Source organism: Azohydromonas lata, from assembly GCF_034427735.1.
In the GTDB taxonomy this organism is placed as follows: Bacteria; Pseudomonadota; Gammaproteobacteria; order Burkholderiales; family Burkholderiaceae_C; genus Azohydromonas; species Azohydromonas lata.
Window position 1 is genome coordinate 46,415 of sequence record NZ_JAXOJX010000015.1, and the last position, 12,181, is coordinate 58,595.

General features: G+C 71.1%; 13 protein-coding genes. 2 read left to right on the forward strand and 11 right to left on the reverse strand.

Annotated features, from left to right (window positions below; all coding sequences use genetic code 11):
- Window positions 1-25: 25 nt before the first annotated feature.
- The 11 genes from SM757_RS11370 to SM757_RS11420 all read right to left on the reverse strand — a co-directional run bounded on the left by SM757_RS11370 (window position 26) and on the right by SM757_RS11420 (window position 10,563).
- Window positions 26-1,033, reverse strand: coding sequence for a tripartite tricarboxylate transporter substrate binding protein (locus tag SM757_RS11370; RefSeq protein ID WP_066342285.1), 1,008 nt, complete (start codon window positions 1,031-1,033; stop codon window positions 26-28).
- Window positions 1,024-1,755, reverse strand: coding sequence for a hypothetical protein (locus tag SM757_RS11375; RefSeq protein ID WP_322465559.1), 732 nt, complete (start codon window positions 1,753-1,755; stop codon window positions 1,024-1,026). Before SM757_RS11375 ends, SM757_RS11370 begins: the two co-directional genes overlap by 10 nt.
- On the reverse strand, window positions 1,755-2,249 hold the full coding sequence (locus SM757_RS11380) for a hypothetical protein (RefSeq protein ID WP_066342283.1): 495 nt from the start codon (window positions 2,247-2,249) through the stop codon (window positions 1,755-1,757). Before SM757_RS11380 ends, SM757_RS11375 begins: the two co-directional genes overlap by 1 nt.
- Entirely contained in the window at window positions 2,246-2,854 is a 609-nt protein-coding gene (locus SM757_RS11385; RefSeq protein ID WP_066342282.1) for a hypothetical protein, read from the reverse strand. Before SM757_RS11385 ends, SM757_RS11380 begins: the two co-directional genes overlap by 4 nt.
- 9 nt (window positions 2,855-2,863) lie before the next feature.
- Window positions 2,864-3,574: a MotA/TolQ/ExbB proton channel family protein gene (locus SM757_RS11390; protein WP_322465560.1), complete on the reverse strand. Its 711-nt coding sequence runs from the start codon at window positions 3,572-3,574 to the stop codon at window positions 2,864-2,866.
- 6 nt (window positions 3,575-3,580) lie between these two features.
- On the reverse strand, window positions 3,581-4,363 hold the full coding sequence (locus tag SM757_RS11395; protein WP_322465594.1) for an ABC transporter permease: 783 nt from the start codon (window positions 4,361-4,363) through the stop codon (window positions 3,581-3,583).
- 50 nt (window positions 4,364-4,413) lie between these two features.
- Window positions 4,414-5,583, reverse strand: a complete 1,170-nt coding sequence (locus SM757_RS11400; RefSeq protein ID WP_322465561.1) for a type 1 periplasmic-binding domain-containing protein — start codon at window positions 5,581-5,583, stop codon at window positions 4,414-4,416.
- On the reverse strand, window positions 5,580-6,512 hold the full coding sequence (locus SM757_RS11405; protein ID WP_322465595.1) for a PQQ-dependent catabolism-associated beta-propeller protein: 933 nt from the start codon (window positions 6,510-6,512) through the stop codon (window positions 5,580-5,582). The genes SM757_RS11400 and SM757_RS11405 overlap by 4 nt, the downstream gene beginning before the upstream one ends.
- A gap of 128 nt (window positions 6,513-6,640) precedes the next feature.
- Complete coding sequence (locus SM757_RS11410; RefSeq protein ID WP_066342288.1) at window positions 6,641-7,366, reverse strand: ATP-binding cassette domain-containing protein; 726 nt, start codon at window positions 7,364-7,366, stop codon at window positions 6,641-6,643.
- Window positions 7,367-7,416: 50 nt separating this feature from the next.
- Complete coding sequence (locus tag SM757_RS11415) at window positions 7,417-8,082, reverse strand: MBL fold metallo-hydrolase (RefSeq protein ID WP_066342280.1); 666 nt, start codon at window positions 8,080-8,082, stop codon at window positions 7,417-7,419.
- A gap of 240 nt (window positions 8,083-8,322) precedes the next feature.
- Window positions 8,323-10,563, reverse strand: a complete 2,241-nt coding sequence (locus tag SM757_RS11420) for a sigma-54-dependent Fis family transcriptional regulator (RefSeq protein WP_322465562.1) — start codon at window positions 10,561-10,563, stop codon at window positions 8,323-8,325.
- A 274-nt stretch (window positions 10,564-10,837) separates the two neighbouring features.
- Here SM757_RS11420 and pedF point away from each other — a divergent pair, with 274 nt between their 5' ends.
- Together pedF and SM757_RS11430 are read left to right on the forward strand one after the other, a co-directional pair.
- Window positions 10,838-11,314 carry a cytochrome c-550 PedF gene (pedF, locus tag SM757_RS11425; protein ID WP_066342278.1) on the forward strand — a complete coding sequence of 159 codons (477 nt, stop codon included), beginning with the start codon at window positions 10,838-10,840 and terminating at the stop codon, window positions 11,312-11,314.
- 11 nt (window positions 11,315-11,325) lie between these two features.
- Window positions 11,326-12,162 carry a substrate-binding periplasmic protein gene (locus tag SM757_RS11430; RefSeq protein ID WP_322465563.1) on the forward strand — a complete coding sequence of 279 codons (837 nt, stop codon included), beginning with the start codon at window positions 11,326-11,328 and terminating at the stop codon, window positions 12,160-12,162.
- Window positions 12,163-12,181: the final 19 nt, after the last annotated feature.

Consider the following 12,181-nt stretch of genomic DNA (forward strand, 5'->3'; position numbering starts at 1 on the left):
GCCAGCCCGGGCCGCCCGGCCTGGCTCAACTGCCCTTGGCCAGGCCCAGCTTCTCCACGGCGCGCCGCTCGGCGGCGTAGGTCTCGCGCATGCTGCGCGCGTAGTCCTCGGGGCCCAGGTAGGCCAGCTCCTGGTCGTACTTGGCCAGCTCCGCGACGTGCTGCGGGTCGAACATGGCGGCCTTGAACGCGTCGTGCAGCACCTGCACCACGGGCCTGGGCAGGCCGCGCGGCCCGGCCAGCCCGTAGGGCGACATGGCCACGATGCCGTAGCCCAGCTCCTTGAGCGTGGGCACCTGCGGCCAGCGCCGCGTGCGGTGCTCGCCGAAGGTGGCCAGCAGGCGCAGCTTGCCGCCGTCCACGAAGGGAGCGAAGCCGTTGGAGGTCACGCCCGCCATGAGCTGCCCGGAGGAGACGGCAATCATCTGCTCGGCCACGCCCTTGTAAGGCACGTGCACCCACTGCACGCCGCGCTGGCCGCAAAGGTCGTCCATCACCAGGTGCGGCGTGGTGCCCGTGCCGTTGGTGGCGATGGTCAGCTCGCCCGGGTGCGCGTGGCCCCAGGTGAACAGGTCTTCCAGCGAACGAAAGGGGCTGTTGGCGGGCACCACGATGCCGAAGGTCACGCCGCTGACCTGGATGATGGGCGTGGTGTCGCGTATCGGGTCCCAGGCGACCTTTTGTATCCAGGGCGCGCGGAACACCGGCTGCGGCAGTTGGGCGATGGTGTAGCCGTCCGGCTGGGCCTGCTGCAGCACCGGCATGGCCAGGGTGCCGCCGGCGCCGCCGCGGTTTTCTGTCAGCACCTTCTGCCCAAGCTGGCGGCCGGCCAGCTCAGCCAGCAGCCGCATGGTCAGGTCCGTGGCGCCGCCGGCGGCCCAAGGCACCCACAGCGTCACCGGGCGGCTGGGAAAGCGGTCCGGCGGCTGCGCCAGCACGGCGGCACTGGCCGCGCCGGCCATGGGCCCAAGCAGCGTGCCGGCGATGCGGCGCAGGGCTCCGCGGCGGCCGGTGGAATCTTGATTCATTGCCATGACAACAGCTCCATGGTCAGGGTGCCGCCGAGCAGCATGGGCGAGCCCGCGCTCTCCTCACGCTGCAGTTTCACCAGGCCCACTGCGGGGCAGTACCACTCGGTGGTGAGCAGCGGCAGGTCCTTCCAGCCGCTGACCGGATCGGCAAAGAGCTTCAAGGCCGCCTTGCCCCCGACGCGCAGGCAGCCCTCGAAATGCCCGGCGCGCGTGTCCACGGCCTGGCCCGTCGCCTCGATGGCGTAGTTCATGAGCACCGGGGCCACGCCGTGGCGCACCTCGGCGGGAAAGCCCTGGCGGCGCTGCAGCAGGTAGGCCACGGTGGAGGCCGCCCACTGCGTGCCCACCGCCAGCGGCGCCTTGAGCACGTAGCGGCGCGTGTCGTCGTCCTGCGGCTCGGCCTGCACCAGGCTGCGGCTGGCCACGCGGTAGATGCCCGACTCGTCGGTGCGCAGCCAGTAATCCATGCCGGCGTCGCTGCGGCGCAGCCAGGCCTGGCCGCTGGCCAGGGTGTCGTCGCGGCCCAGGGATTCGAAGACGCGCGTTTCGCGCTCCACGCGCTGGTCTTCCCAGTCGGTGCGCACTTCGTAGGTCCAGCGGTGGCCGGATTCCAGCGGGAAGAGGTCGGCCCCGGGCGAGCGCGCGCCGCAGCCGGCCAGCAGCGCCAGCGCGGCAGCGGCCAGCGCGGCGTGCAAGGCGTTGGAGGAGGGGGATGGCGCGCGCATCATTTCTCCGGCAGTTGCGGCGCGGGAATGTCGCGGATGGTGATGCGCTGCTCGTCGCTGCCCGGGCGCAGCCACGACACGCCGCCCTTGCCCGCGCGCGGCTCGGCGCTGCCGATCTGGCTCACGCCCTGGCGCACCTTCTTCATGCCCTCGTCCAGCAGCGCGTGCAGGTCCTTGGCGTAGGCCAGCTTGTAGGCGCGCGGCTGGCGTGCGGGCTTGCCGTTGTCCAGCGCGTTGACCCACACGTACAGCGCGCCGGGCGTGGTCTTGCCCGGCTCCTCGATCACGGCGGCCAGCAGCACGAATTTCTCCGGCAGCGGGTCCGCGTTGGGCCAGCCCGCCAGGCCGTGGGCCGTGTCGTCGGCGAAGAAGTAGAAGACCGTCACCGCCGCCACCAGCAGCCCCTTGAGCCAGGCGGGCCAGCGCGACCACACCAGCGCCAGCGTGCACAGCAGCACCAGCACCACGAGGGAAAGAATCAGGGCGAGCGTCATATCCGTTGGACCAGGGTCTTGGGCAGGGTGTTCACGTTGGAGACGTTGCCGTCTGGGGTTACGGTGAAGCGCACGGCCGTGGCCTCGTCGCCCTTGCGGGCGAGCTGGACCTGTCCGTAGAACACCACGTCGGCACGGGGATTGACCTTGATGACGGAGACGGTCACTTCCACCGGCTTGCCGTTCTTGGACTCGTAGTAGTGGACGTTGACGGTGAACTCGCCGGGCTCTATGCCGCGCAGCGTCACCACTTCCTGGTTGAGCGGGTTGACCACCTGCTTGCCGTTGACGATGACCACGTCGTTGGACATGCCGCGGTCGTCGCGGTCCAGGTGCATGAGCCCGGCCTCGCGGGCGCGGAACCACACCATCTCGCCGGCCGGGTCCTGCACCCAGGTGTCGATGTCGTTGGGGTCCATGTCCGGCCAGGACACGTTGATGATGAATTCGGCCTTGGCCGGGATGTCGCCCGTCTTGAGCGCCTTCGGGTTCATCGCCAGCAGCGCCACGATGAAGCAGAAGACGAAGGCGATGAGCATGTTGAACAACATGTCATAGAAGGGGTCGACCTCGGCTTCGCGGGCCGTGCGGCGGCGGCTGCGCATGGCGGGGCCTTACTGCCGGGCCGTGGCGGCGCCGGTGTCGCCCTGGGCCAGGCCCGCGCGCTGGACGTCGGCCACCAGCGCGTCGGCGTAGCGGTCCAGCCGCGTGAGCTGCAGGCCCAGCAGGATGTTGCCCACCAGGCCCACCATGGTCGTGAGCAGCGCCACGCCCAGGCCCGTGGTGAGCTGGCGCAGCAGCTCCTGCGACTGCGTCGGGTCGAAGTTCTGCAGCTTGCCGATCTGCAGCGCCAGGATGGAAAAGCCGATCACCTTGCCCAGCAGGCCCAGCTTGAGCTGTATGCCGTTGACCCACCACGCCGTGCCGTGCGGGCCGTGCGTGTGCTCCAGCAGCAAGTCCATGGGTGCGCCGCTGTCCGTGGGTTGGGAGCGCAGCGCCTGCAGGTACTCCGCCGCCCAGCCCGCGCCGCGCGGGCCCTGCGCCAGCGCCGCGCGCTCGCGCTGCAGCACGCGGGTGCGCGTGCCGCACCACAGCGACGCCGTGAAGAACACCGCGATGATCACCAGCGTCAGCCCGGTCGGGTCGGCCGACAGCAGCAGCGCCCACACGCCGCGCACGCCCAGCAGCCAGGTGGCGAAGGCCAGCAGCCCGGCCAGCGCCAGCCACTCGAAGGCCAGCGGCTCCACCGACGTGGCGGCGTCGGCCTTGGCGCCGCCGCGGCGCGGGGCGGCCAGGCCGGAGAGGAAGGGGATGCGCACGGCCACGCTCGCTCACCCGCGCTTGGTCAGGGCGCCGAAGCCGCGCTGCGGGTCATAGCCCCAGCTCGCGACCATGAAGCACAGGGCCAGCGTGCCCAGGACGATCCAGGGCGAGATGCCCGCGTCCTTGCCGTACAGCGCAAAGCGCATCCACTCCACCGCGTGCGTGAACGGGTTGAAGCGGGCGATCTGGTACACCCACTCGGCGCCGGACTCCTCCAGCTTCCACAGCGGGTACAGCGCCGTGGACATGAAGTACATGGGGAAGATGACGAAGTTCATCGTCCCGGCGAAGTTCTCCAGCTGCTTGATGTGCACCGACAGCAGCAGGCCCAGGGCGCCCAGCATCAGCGCGCCGCACACCGCCGCCAGCAGCACGGGCCCCAGGTGCTCCAGCACCGGCAACTCCGTGCCCAGCAGTGCCGCGACGATGACGAAGGCCGCCGCCTGCGCCAGCGACAGCACGGCCGTGGCCATGAGCTTGGACAGCAGGATCCACGGCCGCGGCAGCGGCGCGGTCAGCAGCAGCCGCATCAGGCCCATCTCGCGGTCGTAGACCATGGCCAGGCTGGACTGCATGCCGTTGAACAGCAGCACCATGCCCACCAGGCCCGGCGCGATGTAGACGTCGTAGGGGATGTAGCTGTCGTAGGGCTCGACCACCGCCACGCCGAACACGTTGCGAAAGCCCGCGGCGAACACCGCCAGCCACAGCAGCGGCCGCACCAGCGCCGACACCAGGCGCCCGGACTGCCGGGAGAATTTCAAGAGCTCGCGCCACACGATGGCGCGCATGGCCAGCAGCGCGTGCGCCACCACGCCCAAGCGCTCGCGGCCTGCGGAGGTCAGGGTCGGACTTTGCACAGCTTCTCCGGAGCATCGGCACCCAGGGTGTCGAGCACGTTCTTGGGATGGAGCACGCCTTCGATCGGCGCGGTGGAGATCACGCCCTGCCCGTCGGTGAGCAGCAGTGGCTGGCGCAACTGGCCGTCCCAGGGGCGAAAGCTCATCACCACGCCCTTGGAGCCGTCCACGCTGCCCTCGGCCAGCGCCTTCTCGAAGTTGGCCTGCGGCCCCTTGGGGACGGCCACGGCCGCGGCCACCAGGGCTTTGCCCGCCATCCAGGCCGCCCAATCGGCGCCCGTCATGGGCCGGTTGGCGGCCTTCTGGAAGCGGCGCGAGACCTGCGGCGCGCCGAAGCGCTCGAACTGCGCATGCCAGGCCACGGGCACCAGGCCGCCGTCGCCCACCACGGGGCGCGGCAGCGCGGTGCGGTAGGGCAGCGTGCGGGCGAACTCGCCGTCGCTGTCCACCACCCACACGGCGTCGTAGGCGACGCCGCCGGTGAGCAGCAGCGGGTTGGCCAGGTTGCGCTCGCGCGGGTCGGCCGAGAGCTTGAAGGGCTTGACCGCCGCGAGCTTCAGGCCGTAGCGCTTGATGGCGGCCTGCGCCACGGCGCTGCGCTCGGCGTCCAGCGGCGAGGGGCCGGTGAGCAGCAGCACCTGCGGCCACTTGCGCGCGGCCAGGGTCTGCGCCAGGGCGTCGGCGCGCATGCGCTCGCTGGGCGCCAGGTGCAGGAGCTTGGGCCGGCAGTCGGGGCCGCGCAGCCGGTCGTCGGCCGCGCCCAGGTTGAGCACGGGGCGCTGCACGGCGTCGGCCACGGCCAGCGTCGCTGCGGCGTCCAGGTCGGTCAGCAGCACGGCGGCGCCGGCTTTTTCCGCCTTCTGCGCCGCGGCGCGGGCGGCGGCGGCATCGGCCACCGGCACGGTGTCCACGGTGATGGCGGTGCCCGCGGCGTCGAGCTCGAAGGCGGCTTCCTTGAGGGCGACGCCCAGGCCGTCGCCGGCCGGCCCGCCCGGGTGGCCCAGGTAGGCGCGCTCGACGCGGTTGCGCTCCAGGCGGGCGTCGTCGGCGCGCACCAGCAGCGTGACCTTGTACGGCGCGGCCTGCGCGGTGGCGGCGGCCAGCAGCGCCGCGGCGGCGGCCAGCAGGGAAAGGGGCGGGCGCAACCTCATTCGACGATCACCGACATGTAGGGCACGCGGCCCACGGGCACGCTCTTGAGCGCCTTGGCGCCGGCCACGTCCACGATGGTCACGTCGTCGCTCAGGCCGTTGGTGACGACCAGGCGGCTGTCGTCCTTGGTGGTGGCCACGTGCCAGGCGCGGCGGCCCACCAGCACCGTCTTGACCAGCTTGCGGCTGGCCACGTCCACGAAGCCGACGTGGTTGGCGCGGCCCATGCCGACGAAGAGCGTCTTGCCGTCGCGCGCCATGGCCACGCCCACGGGCGTGATGTCCTCGGCGCGCGCGCCCTTGAGCTCCAGCGGCACGGTGGCGAGCACGCTGTGGTCCTTGGTGTTGATGACGCTGAGCGAGGCGCCGAGCTCGTTGCTCACCCACAGTTGCGCCCCGTCGGGGCTGAAGGCCATGCGGCGCGGGCGCTTGCCCACGGCAATGTTCTTGACGAGCTTGCCGCTGGCCGCATCGATGACGTGGACCATGTTGGCGACCTCGGAGGTCACATACACCAGCTTGCCGTCCGGCGAGGTCTTCACGCCCTCGGGCTCCTTGCCCACGGGCACGGCGGCGATCTTCTTGCCGGTGGCCGCGTCCAGGGTCTGCAGCTCGCCCTCGTCCTCCGCCGACACGTACAGCGCCTTGCCGTCGGCCGAGAAGTCGAAGGCCTCGGGGTCGTCGCCCAAGGGAATGCGGGCGACGGACTTGCGCGTGGCCACGTCGATGATGTCGGCCTCGCTGGAGTCGCCGCAGGCCACATACAGCCGCTTGCCGCCCGGCGCGAGCTGCATGTGACGCGGGCGCTTGCAGGTGTTGATGACGCCGGCAACGGCCTGCGTCTGCAGGTCCACCAGCGTGATGGCATGGTCCTTCTCGCTGGAAACCCAGGCGGTTTGGGCCGAAGCCCCCGCGGCGGCCAGCGCCATCAGGCTGGCCAGCGTCAGCTTGGTCACGTTCTTGTCTCCTTGTACCTATGGAGCCTCTTGAGCGGGCTGGTCAGGGCGGATCGCGCGCCGGTGCGTTGGGCTTTGGGCTGCCGGCCGCAGCCGTGGATTCAGGCCGTGGCCTTCACGAAAGCCTCTTCGAGCGATCCGCCGCCCAGTTGTTGCGTCACCGCGGCCGGCGTGCCGTCGGCCAGCAGCACGCCCTTGTGCAGCACCAGCACGCGGTCGGCGGCCTCGGCCTCTTCGACCAGGTGCGTGGCCCACAGCACGGTGCTGCCGCGCGCGGCCACGTCGGCGCGTATGGCGGCCAGCAGGTCGCGGCGCGACTTGGGGTCCAGGCCCACGGTGGGCTCGTCCATCAGGATGAGCCCCGGGCGGTGCAGCAGCGCGCGCGCGAGCTCCACCTTGCGCCGGTTGCCGCCGGAGAGCTCGCGCACGGCGCGCTGCATGTCCTTGGTGAGGCCGAAGGTCTCGGCGGTCTGCTCGATGCGCTCTCGCGTGAGGGCCGAGGGCAGGCCGTGCAGTTGCGCATGGAACTGCAGGTTGCGCTTCACGCTCAGGTCCAGGTCCAGCGACATCTGCTGGAACACCACGCCTATGCGCGCCAGCGCCTGGCGGGTGTGGCGGCCGAAGGACAGCCCGTCGATTTCCACCGTGCCCGCGTCGGCCGCGAACAGCCCCGTGAGCAGCTGGAACAGCGTGGACTTGCCTGCGCCGTTGGGCCCAAGCAGCGCGACGAAGCTGCGCGGGGCCAGTTGCAGGTCCAGCGACTTGAGCGCCACGCGCTCGCCGTAGCGCTTGTGCAGCCCGGCCAGGCGCAGCCGCGGCGCGGCCATGCCGTCGGCCGGCAGCGAGGTGGTGGTGGGGGAGGTCAGCGGCAGGCTGCTCAAAGTTCGATCTCCATGCCGTCGAAGGCCAGCTCCATGCCCTGGCTGCAAAGCGAGGGCGCGGGCGCGGGTGCGGCCGGGTGCAGCAGCACGCGGCGCGCGGCGTCGTCGCCGGGGCGTGCCGCGCCGCAGTCGCCCAGCAGCAGGCAATCGGCGCCATGGTTGGGCGGCAGCGGCCAGGGGCCGGGCCAGTAGAGCAGGCGGCGGCCGTCGCGCACGTCCTCGACTTCCAGGGCCAGCGTGGCGCCGGGGGCATGCTCGTCGCCGGCGGCAAAGGCCGTGAAGCGCAGCCCGGGCAGGGCCTCGATGCGGAAGGACGCCGCGGCGCTGTCGCCGGCCACGGGCAGCAGGTGCCAGCGCACGCCGCAGCAGCGGTCCACGACCTGCAGCAGCGGCAGCTCCGTGGTCAGCGTCTCGAACACGGCCGGCGTCGCGTAGAGCTCCACCGGCGGGCCCTCGCGCAGGCCCAGCAGGCCGGCGACATGGTCCATTTGGGCGTCCATGAGCACCACGCCCGCCAGCGGCTGCGCCTGCAGTTGCGGGTGGCGCTGGAGCTGGCGCTCCAGGTCGGTCGGGGCGTTGAGCAGCACCCAGCGGCTGCCATCGGACAGCGCGGCGGCGCGCGCGGCGCTGCCCTCGGCGCCGAGCAGCAGCAGCTTCATCATGCGGCGGCGCTGCGGGCCAGCGCGGCGCGGATGAGGTTGATCATCGGCACGGGGGTGTCTCCTTGTGATCCGGGACTGTTGGGGGAGCCAGGCCTGGACTGGTTTTGAAGCCGAATCGCAAGACCCGTGCCGTGGTCTATTTATCGCGATTGCGGACCAAAAAGGCCTTGCGGCCCAGGGTGTTTGTGGCGGCCTGAAGCAACGCCGCTTCAGGCTGACACAGTGCAAACCCTGGAGCGTTCAGGAAACGTCACTCTCCGGTCGATTCCAGCGCAGTTTGCGGTAGATGGTGTTGCGGCTGATGCCCAAGCGCTTGGAGGCTTCGGAGATGTTGCCGCCGGCGGCGTCCAGCGCGGCCTGGATCATGGTGATTTCCTGCTCGTGCAGCGTGCGCGCGCTGGGCGGCTGGCCCGGCAGGGCCGCAGCCGGCGTGCCCGCCATGGGAGTGGCCGGCTGGCCGCCCAGGACCGTGCCGGCAGGGTAGCCGCCGGGGTAGCCGGCGCCGGCATAGGCCGCCACGGGCGGCACGGCGCCGCCCGGCGCGGCAAAGGGCGCGGCCGCCGGGCCGGCCGGCATGGCCACGGCCACCGGCTGCGCCATGGCCGGCTGCGCCTGTGCCTGCGCCGCCGCGGCCAGCGCGGCAGCCTGCTGTTGCTGCGCCAGACGGCGCACGTCTTCCAGGAAATCGTCCGAAAGATGGGCCTGCGTGATCTGCGGTTCGCCGGCGGCCATGACGGCGGCGGTGCGCAGCACGTTGGCGAGCTGGCGGATGTTGCCCGGCCAGTCGCAGCGCTGGAACAGCGCCATCACCTCGGCGCTGATGCGCGGCGCGCCCTGCGGGCATTCGTTGGCCAGGATGCGCTGCGCCACCAGCGACAAGTCGCTGCGCTCGCGCAGCGGCGGCAGCCGCAGCACCAGGCCGTTCAGGCGGTAGTACAGGTCTTCGCGGAACTCGCCGCGCTGGATCATCTCGCGCAGGTTGCGGTGCGTGGCGCCGATGACGGCGATGTCCACCGCGATGGACTTGCCGCTGCCCAGCGGCGTGACGCAGCGCTCCTGCAGCACGCGCAGCAGCCGCGCCTGCAGCGGCAGCGGCATGTCGCCGATTTCGTCCAGGAACAGCGTGCCGCCGTTGGCCTGCACGATGCGGCCGGTGGCCCCCTTGCGCCGCGCGCCGGTGAAGGCGCCTTCCTCGTAGCCGAAGAGCTCGGCCTCGATCAGCGACTCGGGGATGCTGGCGCAGTTGACGGCCACGAAGGGCTGCTTGGAGCGGTTGGACTCTTGGTGCACGGCATGGGCCAGCAGCTCCTTGCCCGTGCCCGTCTCGCCCAGGATGAGCAGCGGGATGTCGCGGTTGATGATGCGGCGGGCCTTCTGCACCACGGCCTCGATCTGCACGTCGCCGGTCTGCAAGTAGGCCAGCCCGGTGGGCAGCGGGCCGCTGGGGGCCTGCGGCGGCGCCGCCACGCCGGGCTGCGCGAACACCTGCGTGGCGCCGGGCGGCTGCGGCTGGGCCTGCGGCGGCTGCGGCGTCAACACCAGCGGCGCCGATTCCGCGGACTGCGGCCCGGGCGGCATGAAGGCCAGGGTCGCCCAATCCATGCGCGCGTTGGCCAGGAACTGGCGCCCGTCGGCCAGCATGAGCTTCATGGGCAGCGCCAGCGGGCTGCGGAAGTGGTCCACGAGGGCGGCCACGGTGGTGCCGAACAGCGAGGTGAGCGTCTGGTTGCGCAGCGCCACGCCGGAGAGGCCCAGCTGGTCCAGCGCGCTGCGGTTGGCGCCCTGGAGCTTGCCGTCCGCGCCCACCACCACGATGCCTTCGAGCAGCGTGCCGATGAATTCCGGGCGGCTGTGGAAGTGCAGCCGCAGCCGGTTGGCGCAGTGGTCGTTGAGCCAGTGGTTCTCGATCATGCGCGCCGACATGCGCACCAGCCCCATGGTGTGCTGGTGGTAGGCGCGGTGGTCGCCGCTGACGTCCAGCACGCCCAGCATGTTGCCGCGCGGGTCGAAGATGGGCGCGGCCGAGCAGGTGAGGAACTGGTTGGCGTGCATGAAGTGCTCTTCGGCATGCACGAGGGTGGGCCGCTCGGCGAACAGCGCCGTGCCGATGGCGTTGGTGCCCTTGGAGTGCTCGGCCCAATTCACGCCCGGCGACAGCGCCACCTTGCCCGCGCGCGTGACGAACTCCTCGTCGCCCACGCTGTGCAGGATGGTGCCGTGCGCATCGGTGAGCACGATCATGCTTTGCGTGCCGGCGATCTGCTCCAGCAGCAGCTCCATCACCGGCGCGGCGTGCGTGTGCAGCTTGCGATTGCGCTCGCGCGCGTCGTTGAGGTCGCTGCGCATGAGCGGCTCATAGTCTGGCCGCTCTATGCGCGTGAGGCCCAGCGCAGTGCAGCGCTCGTGCGACTCCTTGATCAGGTCGACGTGGGCTGCGGGACCGTCCGGCGGCGCCGCGATGCTGCTGCGGTGGATCGACATGGGTGCTACGTCTCCGAGGCCGTACTTCTGGAACACGGCCATTTGTGGGGCCGCGGGGGCTGTGGGCTTGTCACAGGCCAACGCGGCATTGTTTCATTCTTGAGCAGGCACGCTTCAGCGGGCGCAATGCTGGAGCAATCGACCCCTGCTGTCCACCCGGCTTACCCGAATCCTTACCAAGCTCCGAGCGACAAAAGTCACGTCGGCCGGCTTGTGGCATGGGCCTTGCAAAAGTCCGGCCCGTTCCGAGTCACAACCCCCAGGAGACAAACACATGCGTTCCATCACTCGTTTCCCTTCACGCCTGCTGGCCCTGCTGGCCGGCGTGCTGGTGGCCGGTGCCGCCATGGCCCATGGCGACGTTACGCCGCAGGCGGTGGACACCCATGAGCTGCCGCAACTGGGCGAGGGTTGGCGTGACGAGAACCCGTTCCGCGGCAACGACAAGGCCATCAAGATCGGCACCTCCGCCTACAACCAGAACTGCGCGCGCTGCCACGGCCTGGAGGCCATCTCCGGCGGCATCGCCCCGGACCTGCGCAAGCTCGACAACGAGTGCGCCACGCAGAAGGTCGACGCCAAGAAGGCTTCCTGCACCAAGGAAGTCGATGACTACTTCATCAACACCGTGCGCCACGGCCGCACCCGCAACGGCGCCGTGTACATGCCTCCCTTCGAAGGCACGCTGAACCAGGAAGCCATTTGGTCCATCAAGGCCTACCTGGAAACCCGCCGCGAGCGGCCGCTGTGAGCATGAAGGCCATGCAGTCCCCGCGGCGCCGCGCGGTGCTGCGCGCGCTGGCCGGCGCCGGCGCCCTGGGCCTGGGCCTGCCGCTGTCGGCCACGCCGCTGGACAAGATCAAGTCCCGCGGCTCGCTGGTGGTGGGCATCTACGAGGACATGCCGCCGTTCCACGACGCGGGCAAGGGCATCGACGTGGAGCTGGCCCAAGCGCTGGCGCAGGCCCTGGGCGTCACGCTCTCGCTGCTGCCGTTCCCGGCCGGCGAGGCCATGAACGACGACCTGCGCAACATGGTCTGGAAGGGCCACTACCTGGGCTACGGCCCCGCCGACGTGCTGCTGCACGTGCCGGTGGACCGGCCGCTGATGCAGGAGAACCCGCAGGTCAGCATCTTCGGCCCCTACTGGCGCGAGCGCGTGGCCGTGGCACGCCGCCTGGACGCGCTGCCCAAGCTGGAGAGCCTGTCCGACCTGGGCAAGGCCCAGGTGGCGGTGCCGGGCCTGTCGCTGGCGGGCTGGCTGCTCATAGGCGCCGACGGCGGCGCCTACAAGGAGCAGCTGCACACCAAGCTCAAGGACGGCGTGGAAGCGGCCAAGTCGCTGCAGCGCGGCGAGGTGCAGGCCGCCGCCGGGCTGCTGTCGGAGCTGCAGGCCGTGCTGCGTGGCGACGAGCGCTTTGCCATCGAGCCGCTGCCCAGCCCCCGCGCGCCGCGCGAAGGCTGGGCCGTGGGCATGGCCGTCAAGAAGGACGCCACCGAGCTCGCGCAGGCGCTGCAGGGCGCCCTCAACGACCTCTCCAAGGGCGGACAGCTTGGCGCCATGTTCGAGCACTACAACGTCAGCTGGCGCCCCGTGTAGCAATCTGGAGCAATAGGCC

Bases quoted from the DNA above. Each gene is read 5' to 3' on its own strand.
- SM757_RS11370 (WP_066342285.1), bottom strand. From the start codon at position 1,033: ATGGCAATGAATCAAGATTCCACCGGCCGCCGCGGAGCCCTGCGCCGC.
- SM757_RS11385 (WP_066342282.1), bottom strand. From the start codon at position 2,854: ATGCGCAGCCGCCGCCGCACGGCCCGCGAAGCCGAGGTCGACCCCTTC.
- SM757_RS11375 (WP_322465559.1), bottom strand. From the start codon at position 1,755: ATGCGCGCGCCATCCCCCTCCTCCAACGCCTTGCACGCCGCGCTGGCC.
- SM757_RS11380 (WP_066342283.1), bottom strand. From the start codon at position 2,249: ATGACGCTCGCCCTGATTCTTTCCCTCGTGGTGCTGGTGCTGCTGTGC.
- SM757_RS11430 (WP_322465563.1), top strand. From the start codon at position 11,326: ATGCAGTCCCCGCGGCGCCGCGCGGTGCTGCGCGCGCTGGCCGGCGCC.
- SM757_RS11405 (WP_322465595.1), bottom strand. From the start codon at position 6,512: ATGGCGCTGGCCGCCGCGGGGGCTTCGGCCCAAACCGCCTGGGTTTCC.
- SM757_RS11410 (WP_066342288.1), bottom strand. From the start codon at position 7,366: ATGGCCGCGCCGCGGCTGCGCCTGGCCGGGCTGCACAAGCGCTACGGC.
- SM757_RS11420 (WP_322465562.1), bottom strand. From the start codon at position 10,563: ATGTCGATCCACCGCAGCAGCATCGCGGCGCCGCCGGACGGTCCCGCA.
- SM757_RS11395 (WP_322465594.1), bottom strand. From the start codon at position 4,363: ATGCGCGCCATCGTGTGGCGCGAGCTCTTGAAATTCTCCCGGCAGTCC.
- SM757_RS11400 (WP_322465561.1), bottom strand. From the start codon at position 5,583: ATGAGGTTGCGCCCGCCCCTTTCCCTGCTGGCCGCCGCCGCGGCGCTG.
- SM757_RS11415 (WP_066342280.1), bottom strand. From the start codon at position 8,082: ATGATGAAGCTGCTGCTGCTCGGCGCCGAGGGCAGCGCCGCGCGCGCC.
- pedF (WP_066342278.1), top strand. From the start codon at position 10,838: ATGCGTTCCATCACTCGTTTCCCTTCACGCCTGCTGGCCCTGCTGGCC.